General features: G+C 71.4%; 27 protein-coding genes and 1 tRNA gene. 14 read left to right on the forward strand and 14 right to left on the reverse strand.

Annotation, left to right across the window (positions count from 1 at the left end; translation table 11 throughout):
• Positions 1-51: 51 nt before the first annotated feature.
• Positions 52-540, reverse strand: coding sequence for a ribose-5-phosphate isomerase (locus JOD51_RS11850; RefSeq protein ID WP_204608691.1), 489 nt, complete (start codon positions 538-540; stop codon positions 52-54).
• An 89-nt stretch (positions 541-629) separates the two neighbouring features.
• Entirely contained in the window at positions 630-1,313 is a 684-nt protein-coding gene (locus tag JOD51_RS11855; RefSeq protein WP_204608694.1) for a helix-turn-helix domain-containing protein, read from the reverse strand.
• Here JOD51_RS11855 and JOD51_RS11860 point away from each other — a divergent pair.
• Positions 1,312-1,830, forward strand: coding sequence for a GNAT family N-acetyltransferase (locus tag JOD51_RS11860; protein ID WP_204608697.1), 519 nt, complete (start codon positions 1,312-1,314; stop codon positions 1,828-1,830). The two genes, JOD51_RS11855 and JOD51_RS11860, sit on opposite strands and share 2 nt — an antisense overlap.
• A 179-nt stretch (positions 1,831-2,009) precedes the next feature.
• On the opposite strand, the gene JOD51_RS11865 is transcribed toward JOD51_RS11860, so the two are convergent.
• The gene (locus JOD51_RS11865; RefSeq protein WP_239540496.1) at positions 2,010-2,573 is read right to left on the reverse strand and encodes a mycothiol-dependent nitroreductase Rv2466c family protein; all 564 of its coding nucleotides are present in this window, start codon (positions 2,571-2,573) and stop codon (positions 2,010-2,012) included.
• A 208-nt stretch (positions 2,574-2,781) separates the two neighbouring features.
• On the opposite strand from JOD51_RS11865, the gene pepN reads away from it, so the two are divergent.
• The 3 genes from pepN (at position 2,782) to JOD51_RS11880 (ending at position 6,991) form a co-directional block, all read left to right on the forward strand.
• Positions 2,782-5,361 carry an aminopeptidase N gene (gene pepN / locus JOD51_RS11870; protein ID WP_204608709.1) on the forward strand — a complete coding sequence of 860 codons (2,580 nt, stop codon included), beginning with the start codon at positions 2,782-2,784 and terminating at the stop codon, positions 5,359-5,361.
• Between the two features lie 77 nt (positions 5,362-5,438).
• Entirely contained in the window at positions 5,439-6,509 is a 1,071-nt protein-coding gene (locus tag JOD51_RS11875) for a mechanosensitive ion channel family protein (protein ID WP_239539858.1), read from the forward strand.
• Complete coding sequence (locus JOD51_RS11880; protein WP_204608712.1) at positions 6,506-6,991, forward strand: globin; 486 nt, start codon at positions 6,506-6,508, stop codon at positions 6,989-6,991. Before JOD51_RS11875 ends, JOD51_RS11880 begins: the two co-directional genes overlap by 4 nt.
• A gap of 245 nt (positions 6,992-7,236) precedes the next feature.
• Here the strand turns inward: JOD51_RS11880 and JOD51_RS11885 are convergent, their stop codons facing one another.
• Together JOD51_RS11885 and JOD51_RS11890 are read right to left on the reverse strand one after the other, a co-directional pair.
• A complete protein-coding gene (locus JOD51_RS11885; RefSeq protein WP_204608716.1) occupies positions 7,237-8,109 on the reverse strand; it encodes an NAD-dependent epimerase/dehydratase family protein in 873 nt (290 codons plus the stop codon).
• 86 nt (positions 8,110-8,195) lie between these two features.
• On the reverse strand, positions 8,196-8,897 hold the full coding sequence (locus JOD51_RS11890) for a DUF8185 domain-containing protein (RefSeq protein WP_204608718.1): 702 nt from the start codon (positions 8,895-8,897) through the stop codon (positions 8,196-8,198).
• A gap of 163 nt (positions 8,898-9,060) precedes the next feature.
• Between JOD51_RS11890 and JOD51_RS11895 the strand changes: the two genes are divergently transcribed.
• The 3 genes from JOD51_RS11895 (at position 9,061) to JOD51_RS11905 (ending at position 10,958) form a co-directional block, all read left to right on the forward strand.
• On the forward strand, positions 9,061-9,507 hold the full coding sequence (locus JOD51_RS11895; RefSeq protein WP_204608721.1) for an Hsp20/alpha crystallin family protein: 447 nt from the start codon (positions 9,061-9,063) through the stop codon (positions 9,505-9,507).
• Positions 9,508-9,675: 168 nt separating this feature from the next.
• A complete protein-coding gene (locus tag JOD51_RS11900) occupies positions 9,676-10,047 on the forward strand; it encodes a hypothetical protein (RefSeq protein ID WP_204608724.1) in 372 nt (123 codons plus the stop codon).
• Positions 10,048-10,094: 47 nt separating this feature from the next.
• Positions 10,095-10,958, forward strand: coding sequence for an acyl-CoA thioesterase (locus JOD51_RS11905; RefSeq protein ID WP_204608727.1), 864 nt, complete (start codon positions 10,095-10,097; stop codon positions 10,956-10,958).
• Positions 10,959-10,991: 33 nt separating this feature from the next.
• Here the strand turns inward: JOD51_RS11905 and JOD51_RS11910 are convergent, their stop codons facing one another.
• The 5 genes from JOD51_RS11910 to msrA all read right to left on the reverse strand — a co-directional run bounded on the left by JOD51_RS11910 (position 10,992) and on the right by msrA (position 14,723).
• Entirely contained in the window at positions 10,992-11,474 is a 483-nt protein-coding gene (locus JOD51_RS11910; RefSeq protein WP_204608730.1) for an acyl-CoA thioesterase, read from the reverse strand.
• Positions 11,475-11,479: 5 nt separating this feature from the next.
• Positions 11,480-13,165, reverse strand: coding sequence for an energy-dependent translational throttle protein EttA (ettA, locus tag JOD51_RS11915; RefSeq protein WP_111075944.1), 1,686 nt, complete (start codon positions 13,163-13,165; stop codon positions 11,480-11,482).
• Between the two features lie 53 nt (positions 13,166-13,218).
• The gene (locus tag JOD51_RS11920) at positions 13,219-13,800 is read right to left on the reverse strand and encodes a single-stranded DNA-binding protein (protein ID WP_204608732.1); all 582 of its coding nucleotides are present in this window, start codon (positions 13,798-13,800) and stop codon (positions 13,219-13,221) included.
• Between the two features lie 113 nt (positions 13,801-13,913).
• On the reverse strand, positions 13,914-14,156 hold the full coding sequence (locus JOD51_RS11925; RefSeq protein WP_239539860.1) for a methyltransferase: 243 nt from the start codon (positions 14,154-14,156) through the stop codon (positions 13,914-13,916).
• Positions 14,157-14,195: 39 nt separating this feature from the next.
• A complete protein-coding gene (gene msrA, locus JOD51_RS11930) occupies positions 14,196-14,723 on the reverse strand; it encodes a peptide-methionine (S)-S-oxide reductase MsrA (protein WP_204608735.1) in 528 nt (175 codons plus the stop codon).
• A gap of 159 nt (positions 14,724-14,882) precedes the next feature.
• Between msrA and JOD51_RS11935 the strand changes: the two genes are divergently transcribed.
• Positions 14,883-15,149 (forward strand): hypothetical protein, encoded by a 267-nt coding sequence (locus JOD51_RS11935; RefSeq protein ID WP_204608739.1) that lies wholly within the window; start codon positions 14,883-14,885, stop codon positions 15,147-15,149.
• A 92-nt stretch (positions 15,150-15,241) separates the two neighbouring features.
• Positions 15,242-16,492, forward strand: coding sequence for a hypothetical protein (locus JOD51_RS11940; RefSeq protein ID WP_204608742.1), 1,251 nt, complete (start codon positions 15,242-15,244; stop codon positions 16,490-16,492).
• Between the two features lie 62 nt (positions 16,493-16,554).
• On the opposite strand, the gene JOD51_RS11945 is transcribed toward JOD51_RS11940, so the two are convergent.
• Positions 16,555-16,627, reverse strand: a tRNA-Arg gene (locus JOD51_RS11945).
• 14 nt (positions 16,628-16,641) lie between these two features.
• Positions 16,642-17,154 (reverse strand): P-loop NTPase family protein, encoded by a 513-nt coding sequence (locus JOD51_RS11950; RefSeq protein WP_259557824.1) that lies wholly within the window; start codon positions 17,152-17,154, stop codon positions 16,642-16,644.
• A 365-nt stretch (positions 17,155-17,519) separates the two neighbouring features.
• Between JOD51_RS11950 and JOD51_RS11955 the strand changes: the two genes are divergently transcribed.
• Genes JOD51_RS11955 through JOD51_RS11965 form a run of 3 tightly spaced genes read left to right on the forward strand, consistent with a single transcriptional unit; the run spans position 17,520 to position 20,868 of the window.
• Positions 17,520-18,530 (forward strand): acylneuraminate cytidylyltransferase family protein, encoded by a 1,011-nt coding sequence (locus JOD51_RS11955; RefSeq protein ID WP_239539862.1) that lies wholly within the window; start codon positions 17,520-17,522, stop codon positions 18,528-18,530.
• Positions 18,527-19,405 carry an N-acetylneuraminate synthase family protein gene (locus tag JOD51_RS11960; protein WP_204608748.1) on the forward strand — a complete coding sequence of 293 codons (879 nt, stop codon included), beginning with the start codon at positions 18,527-18,529 and terminating at the stop codon, positions 19,403-19,405. Before JOD51_RS11955 ends, JOD51_RS11960 begins: the two co-directional genes overlap by 4 nt.
• Positions 19,402-20,868, forward strand: coding sequence for a DUF6716 putative glycosyltransferase (locus tag JOD51_RS11965; RefSeq protein ID WP_204608751.1), 1,467 nt, complete (start codon positions 19,402-19,404; stop codon positions 20,866-20,868). Before JOD51_RS11960 ends, JOD51_RS11965 begins: the two co-directional genes overlap by 4 nt.
• On the opposite strand, the gene JOD51_RS11970 is transcribed toward JOD51_RS11965, so the two are convergent.
• The gene (locus JOD51_RS11970) at positions 20,809-21,072 is read right to left on the reverse strand and encodes a YbbN family protein (protein ID WP_204608754.1); all 264 of its coding nucleotides are present in this window, start codon (positions 21,070-21,072) and stop codon (positions 20,809-20,811) included. The two genes, JOD51_RS11965 and JOD51_RS11970, sit on opposite strands and share 60 nt — an antisense overlap.
• Before the next feature lie 143 nt (positions 21,073-21,215).
• Positions 21,216-21,506: a hypothetical protein gene (locus JOD51_RS11975; protein WP_110905054.1), complete on the reverse strand. Its 291-nt coding sequence runs from the start codon at positions 21,504-21,506 to the stop codon at positions 21,216-21,218.
• Between the two features lie 129 nt (positions 21,507-21,635).
• Here JOD51_RS11975 and JOD51_RS11980 point away from each other — a divergent pair, with 129 nt between their 5' ends.
• Positions 21,636-22,070, forward strand: a complete 435-nt coding sequence (locus JOD51_RS11980; protein ID WP_204608768.1) for a MarR family winged helix-turn-helix transcriptional regulator — start codon at positions 21,636-21,638, stop codon at positions 22,068-22,070.
• Positions 22,067-23,326: an MFS transporter gene (locus JOD51_RS11985; protein ID WP_204608771.1), complete on the forward strand. Its 1,260-nt coding sequence runs from the start codon at positions 22,067-22,069 to the stop codon at positions 23,324-23,326. The genes JOD51_RS11980 and JOD51_RS11985 overlap by 4 nt, the downstream gene beginning before the upstream one ends.
• Positions 23,327-23,957: the final 631 nt, after the last annotated feature.

The raw sequence follows: 23,957 nt of genomic DNA on the forward strand, positions 1-23,957 counted from the left end.
GCATCCAGTTCTACCCGGTGCCGCTGACGGGCCGTGTCCCCCGACCTGTTCCTACGCGTCGACCTGCTTGCCGGCGATGGTGCCGGTCTGCTCGTACTCGGCGAGCTGCGCGATGCGACGGGCGTGGCGTTCCTCGCCCGAGAACGGTTCGGCGATGAACAGGTCGACGAAGCGCATGGCCTCGTCCTCGGTGTGCTGGCGCGCCCCGATCGAGATGACGTTCGCGTCGTTGTGCTGGCGGGCGAGGACCGCGGTCGACTCGTTCCACACCAGCGCGGCCCGGATGCCCTCGACCTTGTTCGCCGCGATCTGCTCGCCGTTGCCCGACCCACCGAACACGACGCCGAGGGCCTGGACCCCGGCGCGCTGGTCCTGCACCACGGCGTGCGCGGCGTTGATGCAGAACGAGGGGTAGTCGTCGAGCGGCTCGTACGCGGTCGGCCCGTGGTCCACGACCTCGTGCCCCGCTTCGGTCAGGTGCGTGGCGAGGGTCTTGGTGAACTCGAGGCCGGCGTGGTCCGTTCCGACGTGGATGCGCATGGACCGATCCTATTCCCGCGGCTGCGGCGGGCGGACCCCGCCACCTGTCGGACGGGAGGCGCGGTGCCGGACCCGGGGCGGGCCTCCCGTCAGCGCTGCCGCACCACGACGACGACGTACCGGCACGACTCGTCACCGGCGGTGCGGTACACCACGTCGGCGGGCTCGCCGAGCTCGATCCGGTCACCGGCGCCGAGCCGTGTCGTGGTGTCGCCGACCTGCAGTTCGAGCGTCCCGTCGACGACCCAGATGCAGTGCCGCAGGAAGGCGTAGGCGCTGGCGGGGTAGGCGACCTCGCGGCCGGCGGGCAGGCGGACCTCGGTGACGTCGGCCGGGAAGTCCGCACTCGACAGCGGACGGCGTCGGTACCCGGTCTCCGGGTCGGTCCACGAGTCGGCCGAGGCGGCACGCTGCACACCGCGGGCCTCGTCCGGGTCGCTGGTGCGCGGGACCTCGTGCTCGAGGGCCTCGTCGAGGAGCTGCGAGACGGTCAGGCCGAACGCTCCGGAGAGACGGCCGAGGATCGTCGCCGTCGGACTCGAGACGCCCCGCTCGACGCGGTTGATCATGGCGCGGGAGACGCCGGACTCCTCGGCGAGCTCGGTGAGGCTCCAGCGGCGCTCGGTGCGCAGACGCTGCAGCCGCTCCCCCAGGAGGCGCTGGTCGGCGTCGTCGGGGTGCTCGGGGCCGGCAGGGCCGTCGCGGCCGTCGTCAGCCGGGTCGCGGTCGGGGGTTGCGTCCGCACCCTCCAGCTCGTCTACGATGTGAGACATGGCGACAGCATATGCGACAGATGCCGTCCGGGTCCGCGATTGCACCCCGACGGACCTCGACGTCGTGCACGCACTCCACGTCGACGCGGTCCTGCACTCGACCGCGATCTGGCAAGAGGTCCCTCACCCCCGCGCCTGGTTCGACACCTGGCTCGCCGAACGGCAGGGCGACGGCTGGCCGGTCCTGGTCGCCGAGGTCGACGGGGTCGTCGCGGGCTACGCCACCTACTCCCGGTGGCGGCCACAGCAGGGGTACCGGCTGACCGTCGAGCACAGCGTCTACGTCGTCGAGTCGTTCCGCGGACGGGGCATCGCCTCGACGCTGATGGCAGCGCTCGTCGCCCGGGCCACCGCCGAGGGTCGGCACGTCATGATCGCCAGCATCTGCAGCACCAACACGGGCTCGATCGCACTGCACGAGCGGCTCGGCTTCACGACCGTCGCGGTCGTGCCGGAGGTCGGCCGCAAGGCCGACCGCTGGCTCGACCTGACCCTGATGCGGTTGCCGCTCGCCTGAGCCGCCGGGCCGGCCGGCCCCGCCGGCCCGGCCGGCCCGGCCGGCCCGGCCGGCCGGCCCCAGCAGGGGCCGAGCCTCGGCCCAGCGGACACTCTGCGGCGCCGAGGAGGCGCGCGGTGTCCGCAGAGCCGAGGCTCGGCGGGCGCAGGCTGCGTGGCGGGGCCGGGCCGGGCCTCCCGTCAGTCGACCGTGTCGAAGACCGGGCCGGTCGTGCGCGAGCGCTTGAGCTCGAAGAAGCCCGGGTAGCGGGCCGCGGCGACGACGCCGTCCCAGAGGTCGAGCGCCTGCTGGCCCTTCGGCGCCGGGGAGATGACGGGGCCGAAGAAGGCGACCCCGTCGACCGCGATGACGGGCGTGCCGACGTCCTGGCCGACACGCTCGATGCCGTCGCGGTGGCTCTCGCGCATCGCGGCGTCGGTCTCGTCGGTCCAGGCGGCGTCGGCGAGGTCGGCCTCGAGACCGAGCTGCTCGAGCACGGCCGGCACGACCTGCTGCGGGTCCTTCTGCTGGCGGTGGTGGATCTGCTCGCCGAGTGCGTCGTAGAGGCGCTTCACGACCTCCTGTCCGTGGCGGGCCTTCGCCGCCGTCACCAGGCGCGAGTAGACCTGGTTGCGCTCCATCGCCTCGCGGTACTCGGCGGGCATGTCCGCGTTGTGCTCGTTGAGGACGAAGAGGCTCATCACGTTCCAGGTGACGTCGAGGTCGCGGTGCTGCTCGACCTCACCCACCCACCGGCTCGTCATCCACGCCCAGGGGCAGGTCGGGTCGAACCAGAACTCCACAGCAGTCCGGGTCGCATGAGGGTTCTCCACAGTCGTGTCAGTCACGGATCGCAGCGTACGCCCGCTCGCTAGGCTGGTCACGAGCCGTCCCGCCGACGCACGACGCCGAGCGGGACCCACCGACACGCGGACATCGACCGTCCGCGTCCGCAGCGAAGATGGAGCGTCCGTGCCCGGAGAGAACCTCACCAGAACCGAAGCCCAGGAACGTGCCGGCATCGTCAGCGTCCAGACGTACGACGTCGAACTCGACCTGACCCGCGGCGCCGACAGCTTCGGCAGCACCACCCGCGTGCGCTTCACCGCGACGCCCGGCGCCAGCACGTTCATCGACGCCATCACCAAGACCGTGCACTCGATCACCCTGAACGGCACGGCCCTCGACGTCGCCGCCGTGAACGACGGCGTCCGCATCCAGCTCGCCGACCTGCAGGAGCAGAACGAGCTCGTCGTCGTCGCCGACGCACTGTACACGAACACCGGCGAAGGCCTGCACCGCTTCGTGGACCCCGTCGACGACGAGGTCTACCTCTACTCACAGTTCGAGGTCCCGGACAGCCGCCGCATGTTCGCCGTGTTCGAGCAGCCCGACCTCAAGGCCGAGTTCAGCTTCACGGTGACCGCCCCCGCGCGCTGGCAGGTCGTGTCGAACGCGCCCACACCCGAGCCGCACGTCGACGGCGACCACGCCACGTGGACGTTCCCGCCGACCGCGACGATCTCCAGCTACATCACCGCCCTCGTCGCCGGCCCGTACGAGGTCGTGCGCAGCGAGCTCACGAGCCGTGACGGCCGCACCATCCCGCTCGGGGTGTTCGCGCGGAAGTCGCTGGCCGAGTACCTCGACCCGGAGTACGTCTTCGACATCACCCGCAAGGGCTTCGCGTACTTCGAGGAGAAGTTCGACGTCGCGTACCCGTTCGAGAAGTACGACCAGCTCTTCGTGCCGGAGTTCAACGCCGGCGCGATGGAGAACGCGGGTGCGGTGACGTTCACCGAGACCTACGTGTTCCGCTCGAAGGTCACCGACGCCATCAAGGAGCGCCGGGTCGTCACGATCCTGCACGAGCTCGCACACATGTGGTTCGGCGACCTCGTCACCATGAAGTGGTGGAACGACCTGTGGCTCAACGAGTCGTTCGCCGAGTGGGCGTCGACGATCGCCACCGCCGAGGCCACCGAGTGGACCGAGGCCTGGACGACGTTCCAGGCGATGGAGAAGTCCTGGGCCTACCGACAGGACCAGCTGCCCTCGACGCACCCGATCGTCGCGACGATCAACGACCTCGAGGACGTCCAGGTCAACTTCGACGGCATCACCTACGCGAAGGGCGGCTCGGTCCTCAAGCAGCTCGTCGCCTGGGTCGGCATCGACGCGTTCTTCGCGGGCGTCTCGGCGTACTTCAAGAAGCACCACCACTCCAACACCGAGCTGGCCGACCTGCTCGTGGAGCTCGAGGCCACCAGCGGTCGTGAACTCGGCGAGTGGTCGAAGCTCTGGCTCGAGACCGCCGGCGTGAACACTCTGCGCCCGGAGATCGAGACCGACGCCGACGGCGTGATCACGTCCTTCGCGGTGCTGCAGGAAGCCCCGGCCGACCACCCGACGCTGCGCCCGCACCGCCTGGCGATCGGTGTCTACGCCTTCACGAACGACGCCTCGGCACCGTTCGGCGCCGACACCGCGTCCTCCGGCGGCAAGCTCGAGCGGGCGCACCGTGTCGAGATCGACGTCGACGGGCCGCGCACCGAGGTCCCCGAGCTCGTCGGCGTACACCGCGGCGACCTCGTGCTGCTCAACGACGACGACCTGGCCTACGCCAAGATCCGCCTCGACGAGCAGTCCCGCCGCACCGCGATCGAGCACCTCGCCGCGATCGCGAACCCGCTCGCCCGCTCGATCGTGTGGGGTGCCGTGTGGGACGCCACCCGCGACGCCGAGTCCCCCGCCAGCGACTACGTGTCCCTGGTGCTCGGCAACATCGCGACCGAGACCGAGTCGACGACGATCCGGACCACGCTGTCGCAGCTGCTGCTGACCGCGCGGAACTACGTCGCCCCGGCGAAGTCCGACAGCACCGTCCGCACCGTGGGCGACACCCTCTGGCAGCTCGCGTCGACGGCCGAGTCCGGCTCCGACGCGCAGTTCCAGTTCGTGAAGTTCTTCGCACAGGTCCCCTCGACGCCCGAGCACGTGGCGACGCTGCAGGGCCTGCGTGACGGTTCGGTGACGCTGCAGGGGCTCGAGGTGGACACCGACCTCCGCTGGGAGCTGCTCGAGGGCCTCGTGCTCGCCGGTGCCGCGGGCAACGACGAGATCGACACCGAGCTCGCCGCCGACCGCACGGCCTCCGGCGAGCAGGCCGCCGCCCGTGCCCGGGCGACGATCCCGACCGCCGAGGGCAAGCTCGCGGCGTTCTCGTCGCTCGTCGACACCGACGACGCACCGAACGCGATCGTCCGCCAGACCACGATCGGGTTCCAGCACGTGAACTCCCCGGTCGTGCTCGAGGGCCTCGTGTCGCGGTACTTCGACGTCATCACCCGCATCTGGGACGAGCGCAGCTACCACATCGCCGACACCGTCATCACGGGGCTCTACCCCGCGCCGCTGGCGTCGACCGAACTGCGTGACGCGGCCGTGGCGTGGCTCGAGGCCCACCCGGAGACGCCGGCCCTGCGCCGCATCGTCACCGAGAACCTCGCGGGCACCGAACGGGCCCTCCGCGTCCAGGCGGCGGACGTCTGAGCCTGATGTGACCGGCGGCGAGGCCTCGGCGTTCCTCCAGGGACACCGAGGCCTCGCCGCTTAGCATCGACCGGATCATGCTCTTGGCTGCAGACTCCCCCGACGTCTCGAAGTGGGCGTCGAACACCTTCACCCAGTTCGTCGACACCTGGCACGTCCCGATCACCATCGTCATCGTCCTGCTGGCGGCGGTGATCCTCCGCGTCATCCTGCGCCGCATGATCAAGCAGGTCGTCGACCGGATCGTCAACGGCGTCAAGAAGCGGCAGGGCGCCGCGGACACCCAGGCGCTCGTCGCATCGCCACTGCAGACGGCACGGGTCGTCCAGCGCACCCGCACCCTCGGCAGCGTCCTCGAGAACCTGGCGACCGTCGTCGTCGCGGTCATCGCGTTCGCCATCATCATCTCGACGGTCTTCCCCACCGCCGCGGTCGGCATCGTCGGTGGCGCTTCCGTCGTCGCCGCTGGCCTCGCGGTCGGCGCGCAGAGCATCGTCCGCGACATCCTGTCCGGCATCTTCATGATCCTCGAGGACCAGGCCGGTGTCGGCGACGTCGTCGACACCGGGCAGGCGACCGGCATCGTCGAGAACGTCGGCCTCCGGGTCATGCAGATCCGCGACGTGAACGGGATCCTGTGGTTCGTGCCGAACGGCCAGATCCTGCGCGTCGGCAACCTGTCCCAGGGGTGGTCCCGCGTCCTGGTCGACATCACCGTCCCGTACGACACCGACATCGACGCCGTGCAGGACGCCCTCCTGGACGCGGCCGTCACGATGTCGCAGGAGTCACGCTGGCGCCAGCGCATCGTCGAGAAGCCCGAGATCTGGGGTCTGCAGTCGATCACCGACACGGGCATGGTCTTCCGCCTGGTCGTGAAGACCCGCGCGTCCGAACTCGACGTCGTCGGCCGGGAACTCCGCATCCGCCTGAAACACAGCGTCGACGAACTCGGCGTGACCCTGCCGGCGATGTCGATGATCATGCCCGCCGGGTGGGAGAACGCCACCTCGGTCAACGGCCTGCGCCCCGTGCGCACCGCCCCCGTCCCGGCGCCCACCAGGTCACGCAGCGCGCGGCGGAACGTCTTCGGGCGGGCCATCCGCACCGGGGACGAACCCAGCACCGACCACGAGGACTCACCATGACCGGACCGTCACTGCCGATCGGCCCGCCGGCCGGGGACGCGGGTGTGGGTGGCGCCGTACCGGCGCAGCCCGTCACGCTCCGCGTCGGGCTCGGTGGTGCGGCGGCGAGCGGCTCGCTCTTCGACCGGATCGGTGGCGCACCGACCTTCGACCGCCTGGTGCGTCGCTTCTACGAGGGTGTGCAGCAGGACGAGGTGATCTGGCCGATGTACCCGGCCGAAGACCTCGAGGGCGCGATCTGGCGCCTCTCGCAGTTCCTCCAGCAGTACTGGGGCGGGCCGTCGACGTACAGCGAGCACCGCGGGCACCCCCGGCTGCGGATGCGGCACAACCCCTTCCGGATCACGCCCGAGGCGCGCGAGCACTGGCTCCAGCACATGCACGACGCGGTCGAGTCGCTCGACCTCGCCCCGCTCGACGAGGCCGAGCTGTGGGGCTACCTCGACCGTGCGGCCCACGCGATGACGAACTCGTTCGACTGAGGTCGGCGTCGGTCGGTGTGGTCTGGCCACAGACGACGGACGGGAGGCCCGTGGCGGGTCCGCCACGGGCCTCCCGTCCGTCGTCTGGTCGCGCGCCACGCTGTGGATGCATCGTGCTCTCGCGTGCCGTGCCGTGCCGTGCTCGCGCGTCCGCGTCGAGCGGCGCGTCCGCGACGAGCGGCGCGTCCGCGACGGGCGGCGCGTCCGCGTGGGGCGGCGCGTCCGCGTCGGCTGGCGCGTCCGCGTCAGTCGGCGCGGTAGCCGCTCCGGAGTTCCTCGACCAGGGTCGGGCGCGACGGCTGCCACCCGAGGCCGCGAGCGTGCGCACCGGTCGCCGCCTGGTCGAGCAGCAGGGCGTCGGCGAAGTCCGTGCCGAGGCGCTGGCGTGATTCGTCGACGGACTCGGCGACCACGGCGGCGCGGGCATCGGCCTGCCCCTCGACACCGGGCTGCCCCTCGACACCGGCCTGGGCGAGGTCGCGGACCGTCGGGTTGTGGCCGGACGCTGCGACCAGGTACCCGTCCTGGTCACCGCGCTCGACCGCGAGGACGTAGAGCTCGGCCAGGTCGTCCACGTGCACGGTCGTCCAGCGCTGCGTGCCGTCACCGACCAGACGGACCGGTGCATCACCGTCGGGGACGAACATCGTCGGGATGCCCGCGCCGTGTCCGTGGACGATGCCGGGCGCGACGACGGTGGTGCGGACGGTGCTCGCGCGGACGTGAGCCTCGTTGGCCGTCCGCCACGCCGTGAGTGCCGGCGGTGCGATCGGTGTGTCCTCGGTGATGTCGCCGGACGCGCCGAAGGTGAAGATCCCCCCGGTGTGGACGAACGGCTTCTCGGTCCCGTCGAGCGTCTCGAGGACCGTCGCGGTGAAACCAGGGTCGACGTCCTCGGCCGAGGCGGTGTGGACGACGGCGTCGGCCTCCCGCGCGAGCCGGGCGACGAGCTCCTGGTCGGCCAGGTCGCCGACGACCGCGGTGGCGCCGGCCTCACGGGCACGGGCCGCCTTCTCGCCCGATCGGAGGACGGCGGTGACGGTGTGGCCACGGGCGATGAGTGCGCGGAGGACGGCCGAGCCGATGTACCCGGACGCACCGGTGAGGAAGACGTGCATGACCCCGAGCGAACCACGCGTGCCTGCTGGCGGGCTGGTGGACCCGGCGCCGGGCTCGGTCGACGAGCTCCGGTCGACGGTCGGGGCTAGGAGCCCAGGGTCCAGGCTCGACGCTTGACGAGCACGTGCCCCCGCGAGGTCGTCAGTCGACTCCACGGACCGGTCTCGAACAGCCGGACCGGTTCGGTGCCCAGGAAGCCGAGGCTCTCGGCAGCGAAGCCCGCGCCGGCGGGCAGGTGCTCGACGCCAGCGATCGGTCGACCCCACACCTCCGAGCGGACGCGTCGGACGATGGACTCCCCCGAGCTCGCCGGCACCGCGGCCGCGACCTCGTCGATGCCCTGCCGCGCTGCACGGTGCAGGAGCTCGGCGGAGACGTCCGACAACGGTGCCCATCCCCCGCGAGGCGGTGAGATCGCGGCCCAGGTGACGGTGTGGACCTCGAGGGGCAGCTCGACCTCGATCGGCGTGGCCCGTGTCGGGTCGGCGCTGTCGACGTCCGCGGCGTCCTGCGCCTCGGCGAGCAGACGCAGCCGTTCCTGGAACGAGCGCAGCGGTACGACGACGTCGATGTGCTCCGGCTGGGTCAGTGCGAACGTCCGGAGCCCGAGCACGGTCGGCAGCTCGTCGAGCAGTCCGAGCGGGTAGAGGATCGCGGTGTAGACCGCCAGGACGCCGGAGTCGGCGATCAGGCGGACCGACCCGTCCTCGATCCGAGCGGCCCGCCCGAGGTAGGTGCGGAGGTCGCCGAGCGAAGCGGCGTCGGGAAGGGTGAACGAGCTGCTCATGTCGCCATCGATCCTAGCCGCGACCGTTCGCAGGCTCGCTGGCTGCGCTCTCGGCGTCCTCTGAGCAGTCTTTTGGCACTCTCCGGGTTCGAGTGCTAAAACAGGTCGCAGTTGAGTCACGGCGACTCAACTGCGAACCACTCAGAGAAGGAGTTGATGTCAGATGGCCATGAACTTCGATCCGTTCCGCGAGTTCGACCGTCTCGCCGGGTCCCTCCTCGCCGGAGCCGGCACCGGCCCCCGCTCGATGCCGATGGACCTGTACCGCGCGGGCGACCACTACGTGATGGACGTCGACCTGCCCGGTGTCGACCCGGGTTCGGTCGACATCGACGTCGACGGCTCCGTGCTCACGATCCGGGCAGAGCGGACGCTCGGCGCCCCCGAGGGTGCGCAGTGGCTCACCCGCGAACGGCAGCCGGGCTCGTTCGTCCGACAGCTGACACTCGGCGACGGCCTGGACGTCGAGCGCATCGCCGCCCACTACGACAACGGCGTGCTGAGCGTCACGATCCCGGTGCAGGAGTCCTCGAAGCCGCGCAAGATCGCCATCAGCACGGGCGGTGGCGCCGAGACACTCGCGGTCGAGCAGGCTGCCGCCAGCAGCTGACCCGCTGGCGGTCGGACCGACCGCAGCGCGAGACAGACCCTTACCGTTCCCCCGACCGACGGGTCGGCCCGATCCCGGGCCGGCCCGTCGGTCTGTTCCTTGCTCCGCCCAGCCACCTGGCTGCCTACCTTCCTGCCTTCCTGCCTGTCGCACCCCGCCTGCCTGCTCATGCCGCACCTGCTCAACGCCCTGCTGTCCGTCCTCGTCGTCGCCGGCCTGCTCGCCGGTCCGAGCCTCCGACCCGGTCTCGGTCTGCTGCTCGGCCTCACCGGTTCGACGATCGCCAACCACGTCGTCTGGCTCGCGTCACCCGATGTCTGGTCGCACGTCGTCGTCCCCTGGCTCGCGAGCGTCGGCGGAGCGCTCGTCGCCGTGTCCGTCTGGAGCCTGCTCCGGAACTCGCCGAGCCTCGCCGAGCTCGTCGGAGCCGACGTCACGGGACCGCCCGACCCCCTCGACGACGAGGACGGGCCAGCGGTCGACCTCATCGACCCCGCGAGCGGAATCCCTGCCCGGCACCCACGCCCGGCACGATCGTGAGCCGTGCCCGCACTCGCTCGCTCGCCGCGCGTTCGTACACTGGGCTGGTGAACCGCGAACCCGACTTCCTCTCCACCCTGCAGCTCGAGGACACCGGAGCGAGCACCCGGGAGACCATCCTCACCGGAGCGAGCCACTGGTCCCCCGGCGGCCGTGTGTTCGGCGGGCAGGTCCTCGCGCAGTGCATCGTCGCCGCGCAGACCACCATCGAGGGACGCGCCATCCACTCGGTCCACGGCTACTTCCTGCGGCCCGGGGCCATCGACGTGCCGATCACGTTCGGCGTCGAGCGGATCCACGACGGCCGGTCCTTCGCGACGCGTCGGGCGCAGGCGTACCAGAACGGCGTCCCGATCTTCTCGATGATCGCGTCCTTCCAGACGCCCGACGTCGGTGCCGAACACCAGGACCCGTTCCCCGCGGACGTGCCGGACCCGGAGTCACTGCCGTCGGCTGCGTCCGTGCTCGCGTCCATCGACCACCCGACGGCGCAGGCCTGGGCGGAACGGTCGATCGACATGCGGCACGTCGAGGGCTCGGTCTACGTCGACGTGCAGGGCGCGCGGGTCGCACACCAGGCGGTGTGGTTCCGCGTCGAACGTGACCTGCCGGACGACCCGGCCCTGCACCGCGCGGTCCTCGCGTACGCGAGCGACCTGTCGCTCCTCGAGCCGATCATGCGTCGGCACGGGATGGCCTGGGGCACCCCCGGAGTCAAGCTCGCGAGTCTCGACCACGCGATGTGGTGGCACCGCGACGGTCGAGCCGACGAGTGGGTGCTGTACGCGCAGGAGTCCCCCAGCGCACAGGGCGGCCGTGGGCTCGCCTTCGGCCGGATGTTCTCGCGGGACGGGCGCCTGCTCGCGACCGTCGCGCAGGAGGGCATGATGCGGGTCCCGTCAGCAGATTGACGACCTACGGCGCAGCGACAGGCCGACCTCGGCTCAGGGGCGGGAGAACGTGACTGGAGGCTCGACGTACTGCTCGCACGCCGCACGCTCCTCGTCGGTCAGCCGTCGTGGTCGGTTGGTCTCCGCATCGACCAGGACCAGCGTCGTCGTCGCCCGCGTGTAGAGCTCGGCTGGGTCGTGCCCCACCGGGGACCACACTTCGTACGAGATCTCGAGGCTCGCGCCGCCGATCCGCCCGATCCAGAGCTGGATGTCGAGCGGTCGGCGGAAGTACGGCGTCGACGCGAGGTACTCGAGGCGTTGCGCCGCGATCACCGTCATCGTACCCGATCCGGGCCGACCGTCGATCACCGGTACCGGCGCGGACCCCGACTCGTCGACCTCGTCGGGGTCCGGCGCCCAGAACGCCAGCACGCGTGCTTCTTCGAGCAGCCGGAGCATCGCAGAGTTGTTGACGTGCCCGTAGGCGTCGATGTCACTCCAGCGGATGCGGATCGGAGCGTGCAGGCGTGCCACCGGGACTAGTCCCGGGTCAGCTTGCGGTACGTCGCGCGGCCGGGCTTCGCAGCGTCGGCCCCGAGGCGCTCGATCTTGTTCTCTTCGTACGCCTCGAAGTTGCCCTCGAACCAGTACCAGTTCGGGGTGCCGTCCTCGTTCAGGCCTTCCCAGGCGAGGATGTGCGTGGCGATGCGGTCGAGGAACCACCGGTCGTGGGTGATGACCACGGCGCAACCGGGGTACTCGAGCAGCGCGTTCTCGAGGCTGCCCAGCGTCTCGACGTCCAGGTCGTTCGTCGGTTCGTCGAGGAGCAGCAGGTTGCCGCCCTGCTTCAGCGTCAACGCCAGGTTCAGACGGTTCCGCTCACCACCGGAGAGGATGCCGGCACGCTTCTGCTGGTCCGGCCCCTTGAAGCCGAACTGCGAGACGTACGCGCGGGACGGGATCTCGGTCTTGCCGACCTGGATGTAGTCGAGTCCGTCGGACACGACCTCCCACAGGTTCTTGTTCGGGTCGATGCCACCACGGCTCTGGTCGACGTACGAGATGTCGACGGTGTCACCGATCTTCAGCGTGCCGCCGTCGAGCGGCTCGAGGCCGACGATCGTCTTGAACAGCGTGGTCTTGCCGACGCCGTTCGGGCCGATGACGCCGACGATGCCGTTGCGCGGGAGCGTGAAGGACAGGTCGCCGATGATGACGCGCTCGCCGAACTGCTTGTGCAGCTTCTCGGCGTCGATGACCTGCGAGCCCAGACGCGGGCCGACGGGGATGACGATCTCCTCGAAGTCGAGCTTGCGCGTGCGCTCGGCCTCCGTGACCATCTCCTCGTACCGGGCAAGACGTGCCTTGGACTTGGCCTGACGGCCCTTCGTGTTGCTGCGGACCCAGTCCAGCTCGGACGTCAGACGCTTGGCGAGCTTCGCGTCCTTCTTGCCCTGGACCTCGAGACGAGCGCGCTTCTTCTCGAGGTAGGTCGAGTAGTTGCCCTCGTACGGGTAGAGACGACCGCGGTCGACCTCGGCGATCCACTGGGCGACGTGGTCCAGGAAGTACCGGTCGTGGGTCACGGCGAGGACGGCGCCGTGGTACTGCTGCAGGTGCTGTTCCAGCCACTGCACGCTCTCGGCGTCCAGGTGGTTGGTGGGCTCGTCGAGGAGCAGCAGGTCCGGCTTCTGCAGCAGGAGCTTGCAGAGCGCGACACGACGCTTCTCACCACCGGAGAGGTGCGTGACGAGCTCGTCGCTCGGCGGGCACTGGAGCGCGGCCATGGCCTGCTCGAGCTGCGAGTCGAGGTCCCACGCGTCGGCCGCGTCGATCTCTTCCTGCAGGGTGCCCATCTCGGCCAGCAGCGCGTCGAAGTCGGCGTCCGGCTCGGCCATCAGTGCGGAGATCTCGTTGAAGCGCGCGAGCTTCCCGTGGATCTCGCCGACGCCTTCCTGGACGTTCTCGAGGACCGTCTTGGTCTCGTCGAGCTCCGGCTCCTGCATGAGGATGCCGACGGTGAAGCCCGGGGTCAGCTTCGCCTCGCCGTTCGAGGGCTGGTCGAGCCCCGCCATGATCTTCAGGATCGTCGACTTGCCCGCACCGTTCGGCCCGACGACGCCGATCTTGGCGCCGGGCAGGAACGACATCGTGACGTCGTCGAGGATCAGCTTGTCACCGACCGCCTTGCGGGCGCGGACCATCTGGTAGATGTACTCAGCCATATCGCTCCAAGTGTAGTGACGACACCGGGTACCCGTGGGCCTCGGTGCCGAGATCAGGCCGCGTCGAGCGTCACCGGGTGGTCCGGTCGTTCGTCGGCGCCGGGCTCCAGCAGCGCGGCGACCGAGTCGTCGGCACCCTGGTGGTCGTCGGGATGCGTGTCGTCCGGGGCCGCGTCGACCGGTGGGTGGGCGGCGTCCGGGGTGTCCTCGTGGACTTCACCGGTCTCGTGGTCGACCCGCGGCGAGGATCCGGGAGCTGCGTTCGCCTCGGTGACGTGCCGCGGGAGCCGCATCCAGTTGCTGATCCCCCACGCCAGGTCGTGCCCGATCCCCTCGGCGTCGATCTCGACGCTCGTCCCGCCGCGTCCGTCGCGCTCCCAGTTCCGGATGCGCACGCGTCCGGTGACGAGGACCCGGTCACCCTTGCTGAGCGACCGGTTGACGTTGGCGGCGAGGGACCGGAAGGCGGTGACGGTGTACCAGTTGGTCGGACCGTTGCCCCAGGTCGACGTCTGGCGGTCCCAGCGACGGGACGGCGAGGCGAGCCGGAGACTCGTGATGGCGATGCCCGTCTCGGTGACGAGGTGGCGGGGTTCGGTGGCGACGATGCCGCAGACCGTGATCGTGTCGTTCATGCGTCGATCGTCGGCCAACCGACGCCGCCTGCGGCCGGTCAGGCCGAGGATGTGGAGAGGAGGCCCCGATCACGCTCCCTGTGCAGGAAGGTGATCGGAGCCTCCAGTCCGGATCAGTGCGCGTGGAACTCGGGCCGGTCCGCGAGCGGACCCATCGCCTTGTGCACCGCGCCCTTGGCGGACTGGAGCGACGGGTAGGTCCCGCCCGGGCCACGCCGCCCGTACAGCTCCACCCGGAACCCGTCGGCGTCGTGGTGGATGGTGCCCACCACGCCTGCCGGTCCGACGGCGACCCAGGTCCCCGTCGTCGTGTCCGCGTTCTGCAGTGTGTCGTTCGTCATCGTGTCGTTCGTCATCGTGCGACCACCTCCTCGTGGCCCCGACGCCCCGTCGTGTCAGGACGCCAGGATGTACCGACTGTATGCCTTGCGCACCTTGTTGACCTTCGGGAGTGCGACCGCCAGGCAGTACCCCTGCCCGGGGTTCTTCGCGAAGAAGTCCTGGTGGTACTCCTCTGCCCGGTGGAACCGGCCGAGCGGCTCGATCGTGGTGACGATCCCGCCGTCCCACATGTCGGCTGCCCGCTCGATCGCCTGCGCGAACAGCGCGCGCTGTTCGTCGTCCGCCGGGAACATCGCCGACCGGTACTGGGTACCGACGTCGGCGCCCTGTCGGTTCAACTGCCGCGGGTCGTGGAGGGTGAAGAACACGTCGAGGACGACCTGCGCCGGCAGGACGGACTCGTCGAACGTGACCGCGACGGCCTCGGCGTGGCCGGTCGTGCCGGTGCACACCTGCTCGTACGTCGGGTGCGGGTCACTCCCGCCGACGTAGCCGGACACGACGTCCTGCACGCCCTCCAGTGTGCGGTACACCGCATCGAGGCACCAGAAACACCCACCTGCGAGCACGAACGTGGTCATGGTCGGGACCTGCCTTCCTGGGCTCGGGCGAGCCCTTGTGGGAACTGTCCTCCACAACCCCGGGAGGCCCGCGCGTCTTCCCCAGATCGGGCTGCGGCCCGACGGCGTGTCGGTGGTCGAACGTACGTTCGAGACACACCCCATGACCAGGAGGCCCACATGCACACGACGACGGACGCCCGGCTGAACATCCACTCGCCCCGACCGGTGGCCCGGTCCCGTGGGGACCTCCGCATCCTGGACGTGCGCGACGACCTCAGCCGGGTCACTCGTGCCAACGGCGAGATCGTCGGGTACGTGGACCGTGTGGACGTGGCCGGGGACACCGCGTACCGCGCCCGCCGCTACGTCGCTGCCGAACGCCGCTTCGTCGAACTCCCCAACGTGTGGGACGCGGACGACGCCGTCGACACCCTGCGCTGGTGATGATGTTCCACATCGGAATCAGATGCGATGGATGTGCGGTTCCTCCGCCTGTCATGCCGAGACCCTGACCGATCCCGACGTATGGTGCGCGCATGCAGTGGTGGAACGACCTGAACGACTGGACCTCGTCCGACGCCGGTTGGCGCGTGCTGTCGGGGGCGATCATCCCCTTCGTCGCGATCGTCGTCGCCGGCATCGTCGCGGCCCTGATCGGCCGTGCGGCCACGAAGCGCGTCGTCGCGCTCCAGGAGCGTGAAGCGAAGAACGCCGCGGTCGCCGGACTCGTGTCGGCAGCGCGGAAAGCCGCCAACTGGGGCTCCCTCGGGCACGACGAGCGCGCCTACGCCGACCACCTCGCCGAGGACGCGGACATCCGGCTCCGGCTGCTCCCCGTGGCCGGAGCGCCGATCGCTGCCAACTGGGCCCAGCACGAGATCGCGGACATCAAGAAGAACTCCTCGACGTTCAGCTTCCAGGCGGAGCAGTCACTGACCGAGTTCCGTGATCGCATCCTCGAGTGGCAGGCCCGCCCGGGTCGTGCGCGCAAGCTCTTCAAGAGCGACCTCGAGCGCTGGAAGTTCGACTCCCCGGACCCCGACGCCGACCTCATCAAGCGTCAGCAGGACTGGAACGCCGACAAGGTCGACTCGTCCCGCACACCGGAGCCGGCCCCCACCCCGACCACCACCTCGCTGCGCCCCGCCCAGCCGACGGTCGCCCCGGCCGCGGATGCCGGCGCGCGATCCACTGCAGCAGCCAGTGCCGGTTCGTCGGCCGCGGCTCCCACGCAGGCATTCCCGAGCTCGTCCGACGCACCTGCCGGACGTCCGACCGGTGCCGGCTCCGACGCCACCGTCCCGATCTCGGACAACACCACGCGCCCGTACTCCGACGGCGAAACGACCCCGATCCGTCCGACGCTCGGCTCCCCCGCGTTCGGATCGCCGAACCGAGGCTGGTCTGCCGCCCGGACGTCCGGCTCCACCGACGGTGACGCCGACAACGCCGACACGGTGGACGACGTCCCGGTCGGCTCCGCCCGCCCCGGCTCCGCGGACCGTGCACCGATCGTGCGCGACGAGCGGAACGGCCGCAACGACCTGCCGGCGTCGTGGACCGCTCGGGGCTCCTCCCGCGACGACGAGGGCCGCGGCGACGACCGTGACGAACGCAGTGACGCTCGTGTCGACGCTTCCGGCACCACCAACACGATGTCGATTCCGACCCGGATCGCCGACGCCCCGGCCGAGCCGGCCGACGCGAACGAGACTTCTGAGTCGCCGTACTCGAACCCGGTCAGCGCCAGCGAACTCCGTCGCCGCGGTGCCGACGACGACGAGTGAGCTGACGCCCGCCACACCACGAAGGCCGCCACCCCGCGAGGGACGGCGGCCTTCGTCGTCGGTGCCCCCGGCAGGAATCGAACCCGCGGCACGGTGGGTAGAAACCACCTGCTCTATCCACTGAGCTACGGGGGCGGACGCCGACGATCTTATTCGCTGTGCGTGCGCAGCTGCCCGACGAACCGCTCGATCTCCCGCTGCGACCGCAGCCGGACGATGCGCAGGTGCGGGGCGTCGGGAGCCAGCGCGGGCACCTGCTCGCGCATCTCGTTCCGCGTCGCGATGCCCCAGCGGAGGATGTGCTCTCTGCGGGTGAAGAACGTCCACAGCGGCGGTTCGACGTTGCCGTTCCACAGGACGGTGCGCTGCAGGCGTCGGCGCACCGTCCGTCGGAGGAGACGGACGAACGCCACTGGCTTCGGCAGGTCGAGCCAGACCAGGGTGTCCGCACGCTCGACCAGCAACGGCCGCACGCGCCGGTACTGCCACTCGGAGACCCAGGTCGGAGCCGAGGTCACCGCGTCCACCCGCGCCTCGAAGTCCGGCAGCACCGTCCAACCGGGCCCGTGGTACATCCCGTCGAGCTCCGTGTGGGGCGCACCGACCGACCGCGCGATCCGCCGCGCCGTCGTGGTCTTGCCGACGCCGGCTGTTCCCGCCACCAGGACTCGTCGTGGCGGAGGGTCGAGAACGTCATCGGCGCCGAGCACCTCTCGACCCTAGGACAGCCGGCACGAGCAGACCAGCGCCCGCCGCGAGCCGACCAGCAGCCGCCACGAGCGGGCGGAACACCAGGGACGCAACCGCCCGCACCCGGGTACTCCGCCCGCTCGCGCACCACGCGCCTCCCGGCCAGACCCCCCGGCCGCACCACGCGCCTCCCGGCCAGACCCCCCGCCCGCACCACGCGCCTCCCGGCCAGACCGCGCCCCCGGCCGCGCCGCTGCCGCACCGGCTTCCGGAACGGTTCGCCGCCCGTCTCCCTGCCGTTCCTCTCAGCGTCACCGCCGCTCCCTACGTTTCCCCCATGAGCTCCAAGCCCCGTGTCCTCGCGGTGATCCCGGCGCGAGCGGGCTCGAAGGGGATCCCGGGCAAGAACCTCCGCCAGGTCGCCGGCCGCACCCTGGTCGCACGCGCGGTCGCGGCCGCCCGCGCCGCCGAGACGGTGGACGAGGTCGTGGTGAGCACCGACGGCGACGCGATCGCTGCCGAGGCGGTCGCCGCCGGGGCGCGGGTCGTCCGACGTCCGGCAGACCTCGCCGGGGACGAGGCCTCCTCGGAGTCCGCGCTCCTGCACGCCCTCGAGACGGTCGCGACCCCGGGGCCGGAGGAAGCCGAGCACCATGGTCCGGAGGTCCTCCTCTTCCTGCAGGCGACGTCGCCGTTCATCGACTCGGCCGACCTCGACCGGGCTGTCGGGCGTGTCCTCGAGGGCGCTGCCGACTCGGTCCTCGCCGCCGCCCCGTCGCACGCCTTCCTCTGGCGCGTCGCCGAGGACGGCTCAGCCATCGCCGTCAACCACGATGCCGCCACGCGCCCCCGCCGGCAGGACCGGGCACCGGAGTACCGCGAGACCGGCGCCTTCTACGCGGTCCGCGTCGCCGCCTTCCGGGAGGCCCGCCACCGCTTCGTGGGGCGCGTCGAGTTGGCCGTCGTCCCGGCCTCGACCGCGATCGACATCGACGAGCCGCACGACCTGGCCCTCGCGTCCGCGCTGGCGCCCCTCCTCGAGGGCGGCGGCGCCGCCGCGGCCCAGCCCGCTCCGCGAGCGGGCGAAAGACCAGCCCCCACCGCGGCCGCACCCGACGCTTCCGCCCGCTCACGCACCTCCACCCCGCGAGCGGGCGAAAAGCCAGCCCCCACCGCGGCCGCACCCGGCGCTTCCGCCCGCTCACGGACGACCGCCGCCGCGCCCACCGCGACCGCGTCCGCCGCGACCTCGCCCACCGTGACCGCGCCCGCGCCCACCGCACCAGAACCAGCGCACACCGACCCTCACCCCGCGCGGACCTCCGCCGCGGAGAACGGAGCACCATGAGCGTCCGCATCGGCCTCTCCACCATCGGCGCGGGCAACCCCGCGTACCTCATCGGCGAGATCGGCCTGAACCACAACGGCGACGTCGAGATCGCCAAGCAGCTCATCGACGTCGCCGCCGACGCCGGCATGCAGGCCGTGAAGTTCCAGAAGCGGACGCCGGAGATCTCCACGCCCGAGCACATGAAGTCGATGCCGCGCAGCACCCCCTGGGGCGACATGACCTACCTCGACTACCGCTACCGCGTCGAGTTCGACCGCGACCAGTACATCGAGATCGGTGACCACGCGACCCTCCGCGGCCTGGACTGGTTCGCGTCGCCGTGGGACGAGCCGTCGGTCGCCTTCCTCGAGGACCTCAACGTCGTCGCCTACAAGATCGCCTCGGCGTCGGTGACGGACCTCGGCATGCTCGCCGCCGTCGCCGCGACCGGCAAGCCCGTGATCCTGTCGACCGGCATGTCGACGATGGAGCAGATCGACCGCGCCGTCTCGACCCTCGGCACCGAGCGGCTCGTGCTCATGCACGCCACCTCGACGTACCCGCTGCCCCCCGAGGAGGCGAACCTCCGCATGATCGAGACCCTCGCGAACCGCTACGCATACGCGGGCGTGCCGGTCGGGTACTCGGGTCACGAGCCCGGGCTGCAGATATCCCTGGCGGCCGTCGCGCTCGGTGCCACGGCCGTCGAGCGGCACATCACCCTCGACCGCACGATGTGGGGGTCGGACCACGCGGCCTCGCTCGAGCCGCACGGCCTCCGCACGCTGGTCCGCGACATCCGCATCATCGAGACCGCGATGGGCGACGGCGTCAAGCGCATCTTCCCCGGCGAGCAGGCGCCCCTCGCCAAGCTCCGCCGGGTGGGTGCGTGAGCGCTCGGGCGCACGACGCCGACGGGGTGGCTGACGGCCGGGAGGCACGCCACCCCGCCGCCGCACCGCCTCGCCGCCGCCGGGTGGTCGGCCTGGTCGACACGGACTCGTTCGCGAAGTGGGGCGCCCACCTGCTCTCGGCGGCTCCGGCGCACTGGTCGCTGGAACTGCTGACGGTGGCCACGCCGCGGTCGGCGAGTCCGGGGCAGTTGCGGGCGGCGTTCCGTGACGTCGATGCCCGTCTGGGACCGATCGACCTCGCACCTCCCGAGCCGCTGGCCGTGGACGACGTCGTGGCGCGCCTCCAGGCCGACCCGCCGGACGCGGTCCTGGTGTCCTGCATCGGCCCGGTGGCGGAGGTCCTCATCGACCAGGTCATGCGAACGGTCCCGCGCCGACCGGTGTTGCTCAGCGGGCTGCCGGGCATCTCGTTCCCGTCGAAGTGGAAGGGCGTGTTCCTGCGGGCGCGCGCCGACCTGTTCGTGCTGCACAGCCACCGCGAGGTCCGGGAGTACCGGGCCCTTGCGACCTCCGGCGGCGTCGAGCCGTCCTTCGCGCTCGCGACGCTGCCCTTCGCCCGGTCGGCGGGGGCGGCACGCGCCGGGGTGGTCCGCGACTCGGTCGTGTTCGCCGCGCAGCCGAGCGTGCCCGCGGAGGAGGACGACCGCCGTCGCGTCGTCGGCTGGCTCGCCGACACGGCACGGGCGCACCCGGAGTGGCGCGTCGTGGTGAAGACCCGCGCGGCCGCCGGCGAACAGCAGACGCACCGCGAGACCTTCCCGTACGCCGACCTGGTGCCGGCCGATGCGCCGCCGAACCTGGTGGTCGAGGCCGGGCCGATGTCGGTGCACCTCGACCGGGCCGTGGCGCTCGTGACGATCAGCTCGACGGCGGTACTCGAAGCCGCTGCCCGGGGTGTGCCGGCGCTGACACTGACGGACTTCGGCACGTCGCGCTCCCTCATCAACGAGGTGTTCGTCGGCAGCGGGCTCGAGGGCACCGCCGACGACCTGGTGCACGGCCGGTTCGGGACGGTCCGTGCGGAGTGGATGGCAGAAAACTACTTCCACGCGGCAGCCGACGACGACTGGGCGGACCGCACCGAGGACCTCATGCGGCTCCGGGACGCCGGACGCCTGGTGGACCGACCCGCTGCCCGGCGGAGTCGGGGCGGCGTGCTGCGACGGGCGTGGGAGCGGCGGAACGCACTCGGCGACCACGACCGGTCGGTGCTCGGCCGGGTGGCGGCGCTCATCGGGACGCCGATCCGGGCGCTCAAGCGGTCCGTGCGGCGGGCCCGTCGGGCGCTGCGTCCACCGATGATGCCAGTGTCGATGACGCCAGTGCCAACCTCGCCCCCGCCGGTCACGCCGGTCACGCCGGTCACGCCGGTCACGCCGGTGTCAGTCGAGCGCCTTCGCGACCGCGACGAGGAACTGGTCACGGGTCGGGACGCCCGCTGAGCGGAAGACCTCGGACCCGTCGTCGCGTCGGACCAGGACGGTCGGCGTCGACCGGATGCCGAGCTCCTCGACGCGCTCGGGGTCGTTCGCGATGTCCCGTTCGGTGACGACGAGGCCCGGCACGAGACGCGCGGCGTCGCCGACGACCCGACGGGCAGCGGCACACGGCGCGCAGAACGCGGACGTCCAGAGATCGACCTGCATGGTGTGGTGCAACGCGGGGTGCGGGCGGGACACTCCCGATCAGACGACAGTGCCGCCCGGCAGGAGCTGCCCGGCAGTGGCCGCCCGGCCGCACGACAGTGCCCCCGGCCGTCGAGGACGACCGGGGGCACTGTCGGTGGCTGCTACTCGCGGTCGAACTCGCCCGAGCGGTCGCCGCGGTCCTGCAGGTCGTCGACCGGGTCGGACTCGTCGGGCGCGAAGGTGTAGTCGACCGAGATCTGGTCGAGGACCTGGCGGGAGCCGGTGGCCTTGTAGGTGAAGGCGGTCTGCAGGCCCTCGACGTCCGCGAACACCGTCACCTCGTCGTCCAGCGCGTCGCTCGTGGCGGTGCGGGTGTCCGTGGTCCCGTCGAAGGGGCCCTCGTGAAAGATGGCGGTGAACTCGTCGCCCTCGTGGATGGTGATGTCGGTCATGCGTCCCTTCTACCAGGGCAGGGGGCACCGCCGTCCAGCGCAGCGTGACCACGTGGCGGACGCGAGGGTCGTGGCGGCGGGGTGCCGGGCCTCCTTGCCGGATCCATAGCCGCGCTATATAGTTCCACGGTGGAACAAGCGCGGGAACAGACCATCGAGACGCTCCTCGTCTCCGTGAACCGGCTCATCCGGTCCGCGCTCCAGGCCACGGGCCACACGACGTCCACCGCCGTCTGGCGGACCCTCGGCATCCTCGAGGCCGACGAGTCCCTGCGGCTCGGCGAACTCGCCCGGGCCTCCCGGGTGTCCCAGCCGACGATGACCCGCCTGGTCGGCGGCATGACCGCCGACGGACTCGTCGCCCGGACCGTCGACCCCGACGACTCGCGCGGCCAACGCATCGAGATCACCGACCTCGGACGCCAGCGACTCGTCGCGTGGCGAGCCGCCCTCACCAGCACCGTCGGTCCCCTGTTCCAGGACCTGACCGACGACGACTGGGACATCCTGCACGACGCATCGGCCCTCATCGCAGCGAGGACCAGAACGGAGACCACCGCGTGAACGCGCACGCACCAGCCGGGCAGTCCGGCTCGCAGGGCCGGTCCGGCTCGATCCTGAAGCAGTCGTCGGCGGTGTGGGCGATCGCCTTCGCCTGCGTCGTCGCCTTCATGGGCATCGGCCTCGTCGACCCGATCCTCCCCGCGATCGCCGAATCCCTCCGGGCGACGCCCGCGCAGACCGAGCTGCTCTTCACCAGCTACCTCGCCGTCACCGGTGTCGCAATGTTCTTCACCAGTTGGGTGTCCAGCCGGATCGGCGCGAAGAAGACCCTGATGATCGGGCTCGCCCTCATCGTGCTGTTCTCGGTCCTCGCCGCCGTGTCGAACGACGTCTGGACGATCATCGGCTTCCGCGCCGGCTGGGGTCTCGGCAACGCGCTCTTCATCTCGACCGCGCTCGCCACCATCGTCGGTGCGGCGTCGGGTGGGACCGCGTCGGCGATCATCCTCTACGAGGCGGCGCTCGGCCTGGGCATCGCGGTCGGACCCCTCGTCGGCGGCCTGCTCGGATCCGTCAGCTGGCGAGGACCGTTCTTCGGCGTCACCACGCTGATGGCCGTCGCGTTCATCGCCATCGTGGTGCTCCTGAAGACCGGGACGCTCGAGAAGCCCACACCGACCAAGCTCTCCGCACCGTTCCGTGCCCTGGGCCGACCGGCACTCGCTGCCCTCGCAGCGACCGCGCTCTTCTACAACATCGGCTTCTTCGTCCTGCTCGCCTACACGCCCTTCCCGCTCGGGTTCGGCGCACTCGGTATCGGCTTCACGTTCTTCGGCTGGGGCGTCGGCCTCGCGATCACCTCGGTGTGGGTCGCGCCGATGCTCACCGCACGGATGCGTCGGACCAGCGTCCTCAAGCTCGCGCTGCCACTGCTCGCGCTCGACCTGTTCGCCGCAGCCGTCGTCGTGCGGTCGCAGGCCGGGCTCATCGTCTGCGTCGTCATCGGTGGGCTCGTGCTCGGGGTCCTGAACACCGTGCTCACCGAGTGCGTCATGGAGGCGACCGACCTCCCCCGCTCCGTCGCGTCCAGCGCCTACTCCGCGGTCCGCTTCATCGGTGGCGCGATCGCCCCGCCCGTCGCGACGCTCCTCGCCGACGCGTACTCGCCGAGTGCCGCCTACGTCTTCGCGGGCGTGTCCGTGGCCGTCGCGTTCCTGGTCGTCGTGCTCACCACGAAGGTGCTCCGGCGCGTCGACGACGGGGAGGAGCCCGAGCGCGTCGAGGCCGAGGCGATCTCCGCCGGCGAGATGGCGTAGCTCCTCGGGGTGGTGGTGGTCGGGTCCGCGGTGCGGGCCCGGCCACCGGTGTGTGGTGGCGGGGTTCGGCGGGCGGGGTTCGGCGGGCGGGGCCAGCGGCGGGCCGGCCGGGTTGGGGTTGGCGAGGGGCGCGCGAGCGGGCGGAATGCCAGGGTGCGCCGCGCTCGCCAGCCGGGATTCCGCCCACTCGCGTCCGCTGGTCGCGCGAGCGGGACGTGACCCGCCCGACGGACCGGCCACGGGCCTCCCGGGGGGGCGCTCCGCGCCGCCCGCCGGCGAGCGGGCGGAATACCAGGGTGCTGCGCACGCGGCCTCCGGGATTCTGCCCGCTCGCCCTCGCGGAGCGGACGGGAGGCACGTGACCTGCCCGACGGACCGATCGCGGGCCTCCCCGGCGTGCGCTCCGCGCTGCTCGCGGGCGAGCGAGCGGAATGCCAGGGTGCTGCGCACGCGGCCTCCGGGATTCCGCCCGCTCGCGTCCGTGCGGCAGACGGGAGGCACGTGACCCGCCCAGCGGACCAGTTGCGGGCCTCCCGGGGGCGCTCCGCGCTGCCCGCGGGCGAGCGGGCGGAATGCCAGGGTGCTGCGCACGCGGCCTCCGGAATTCCACCCGCTCGCGTCCGTGCGGCAG

It is taken from the genome of Curtobacterium herbarum, assembly GCF_016907335.1.
GTDB classification, from domain to species: domain Bacteria; phylum Actinomycetota; class Actinomycetes; order Actinomycetales; family Microbacteriaceae; genus Curtobacterium; species Curtobacterium herbarum.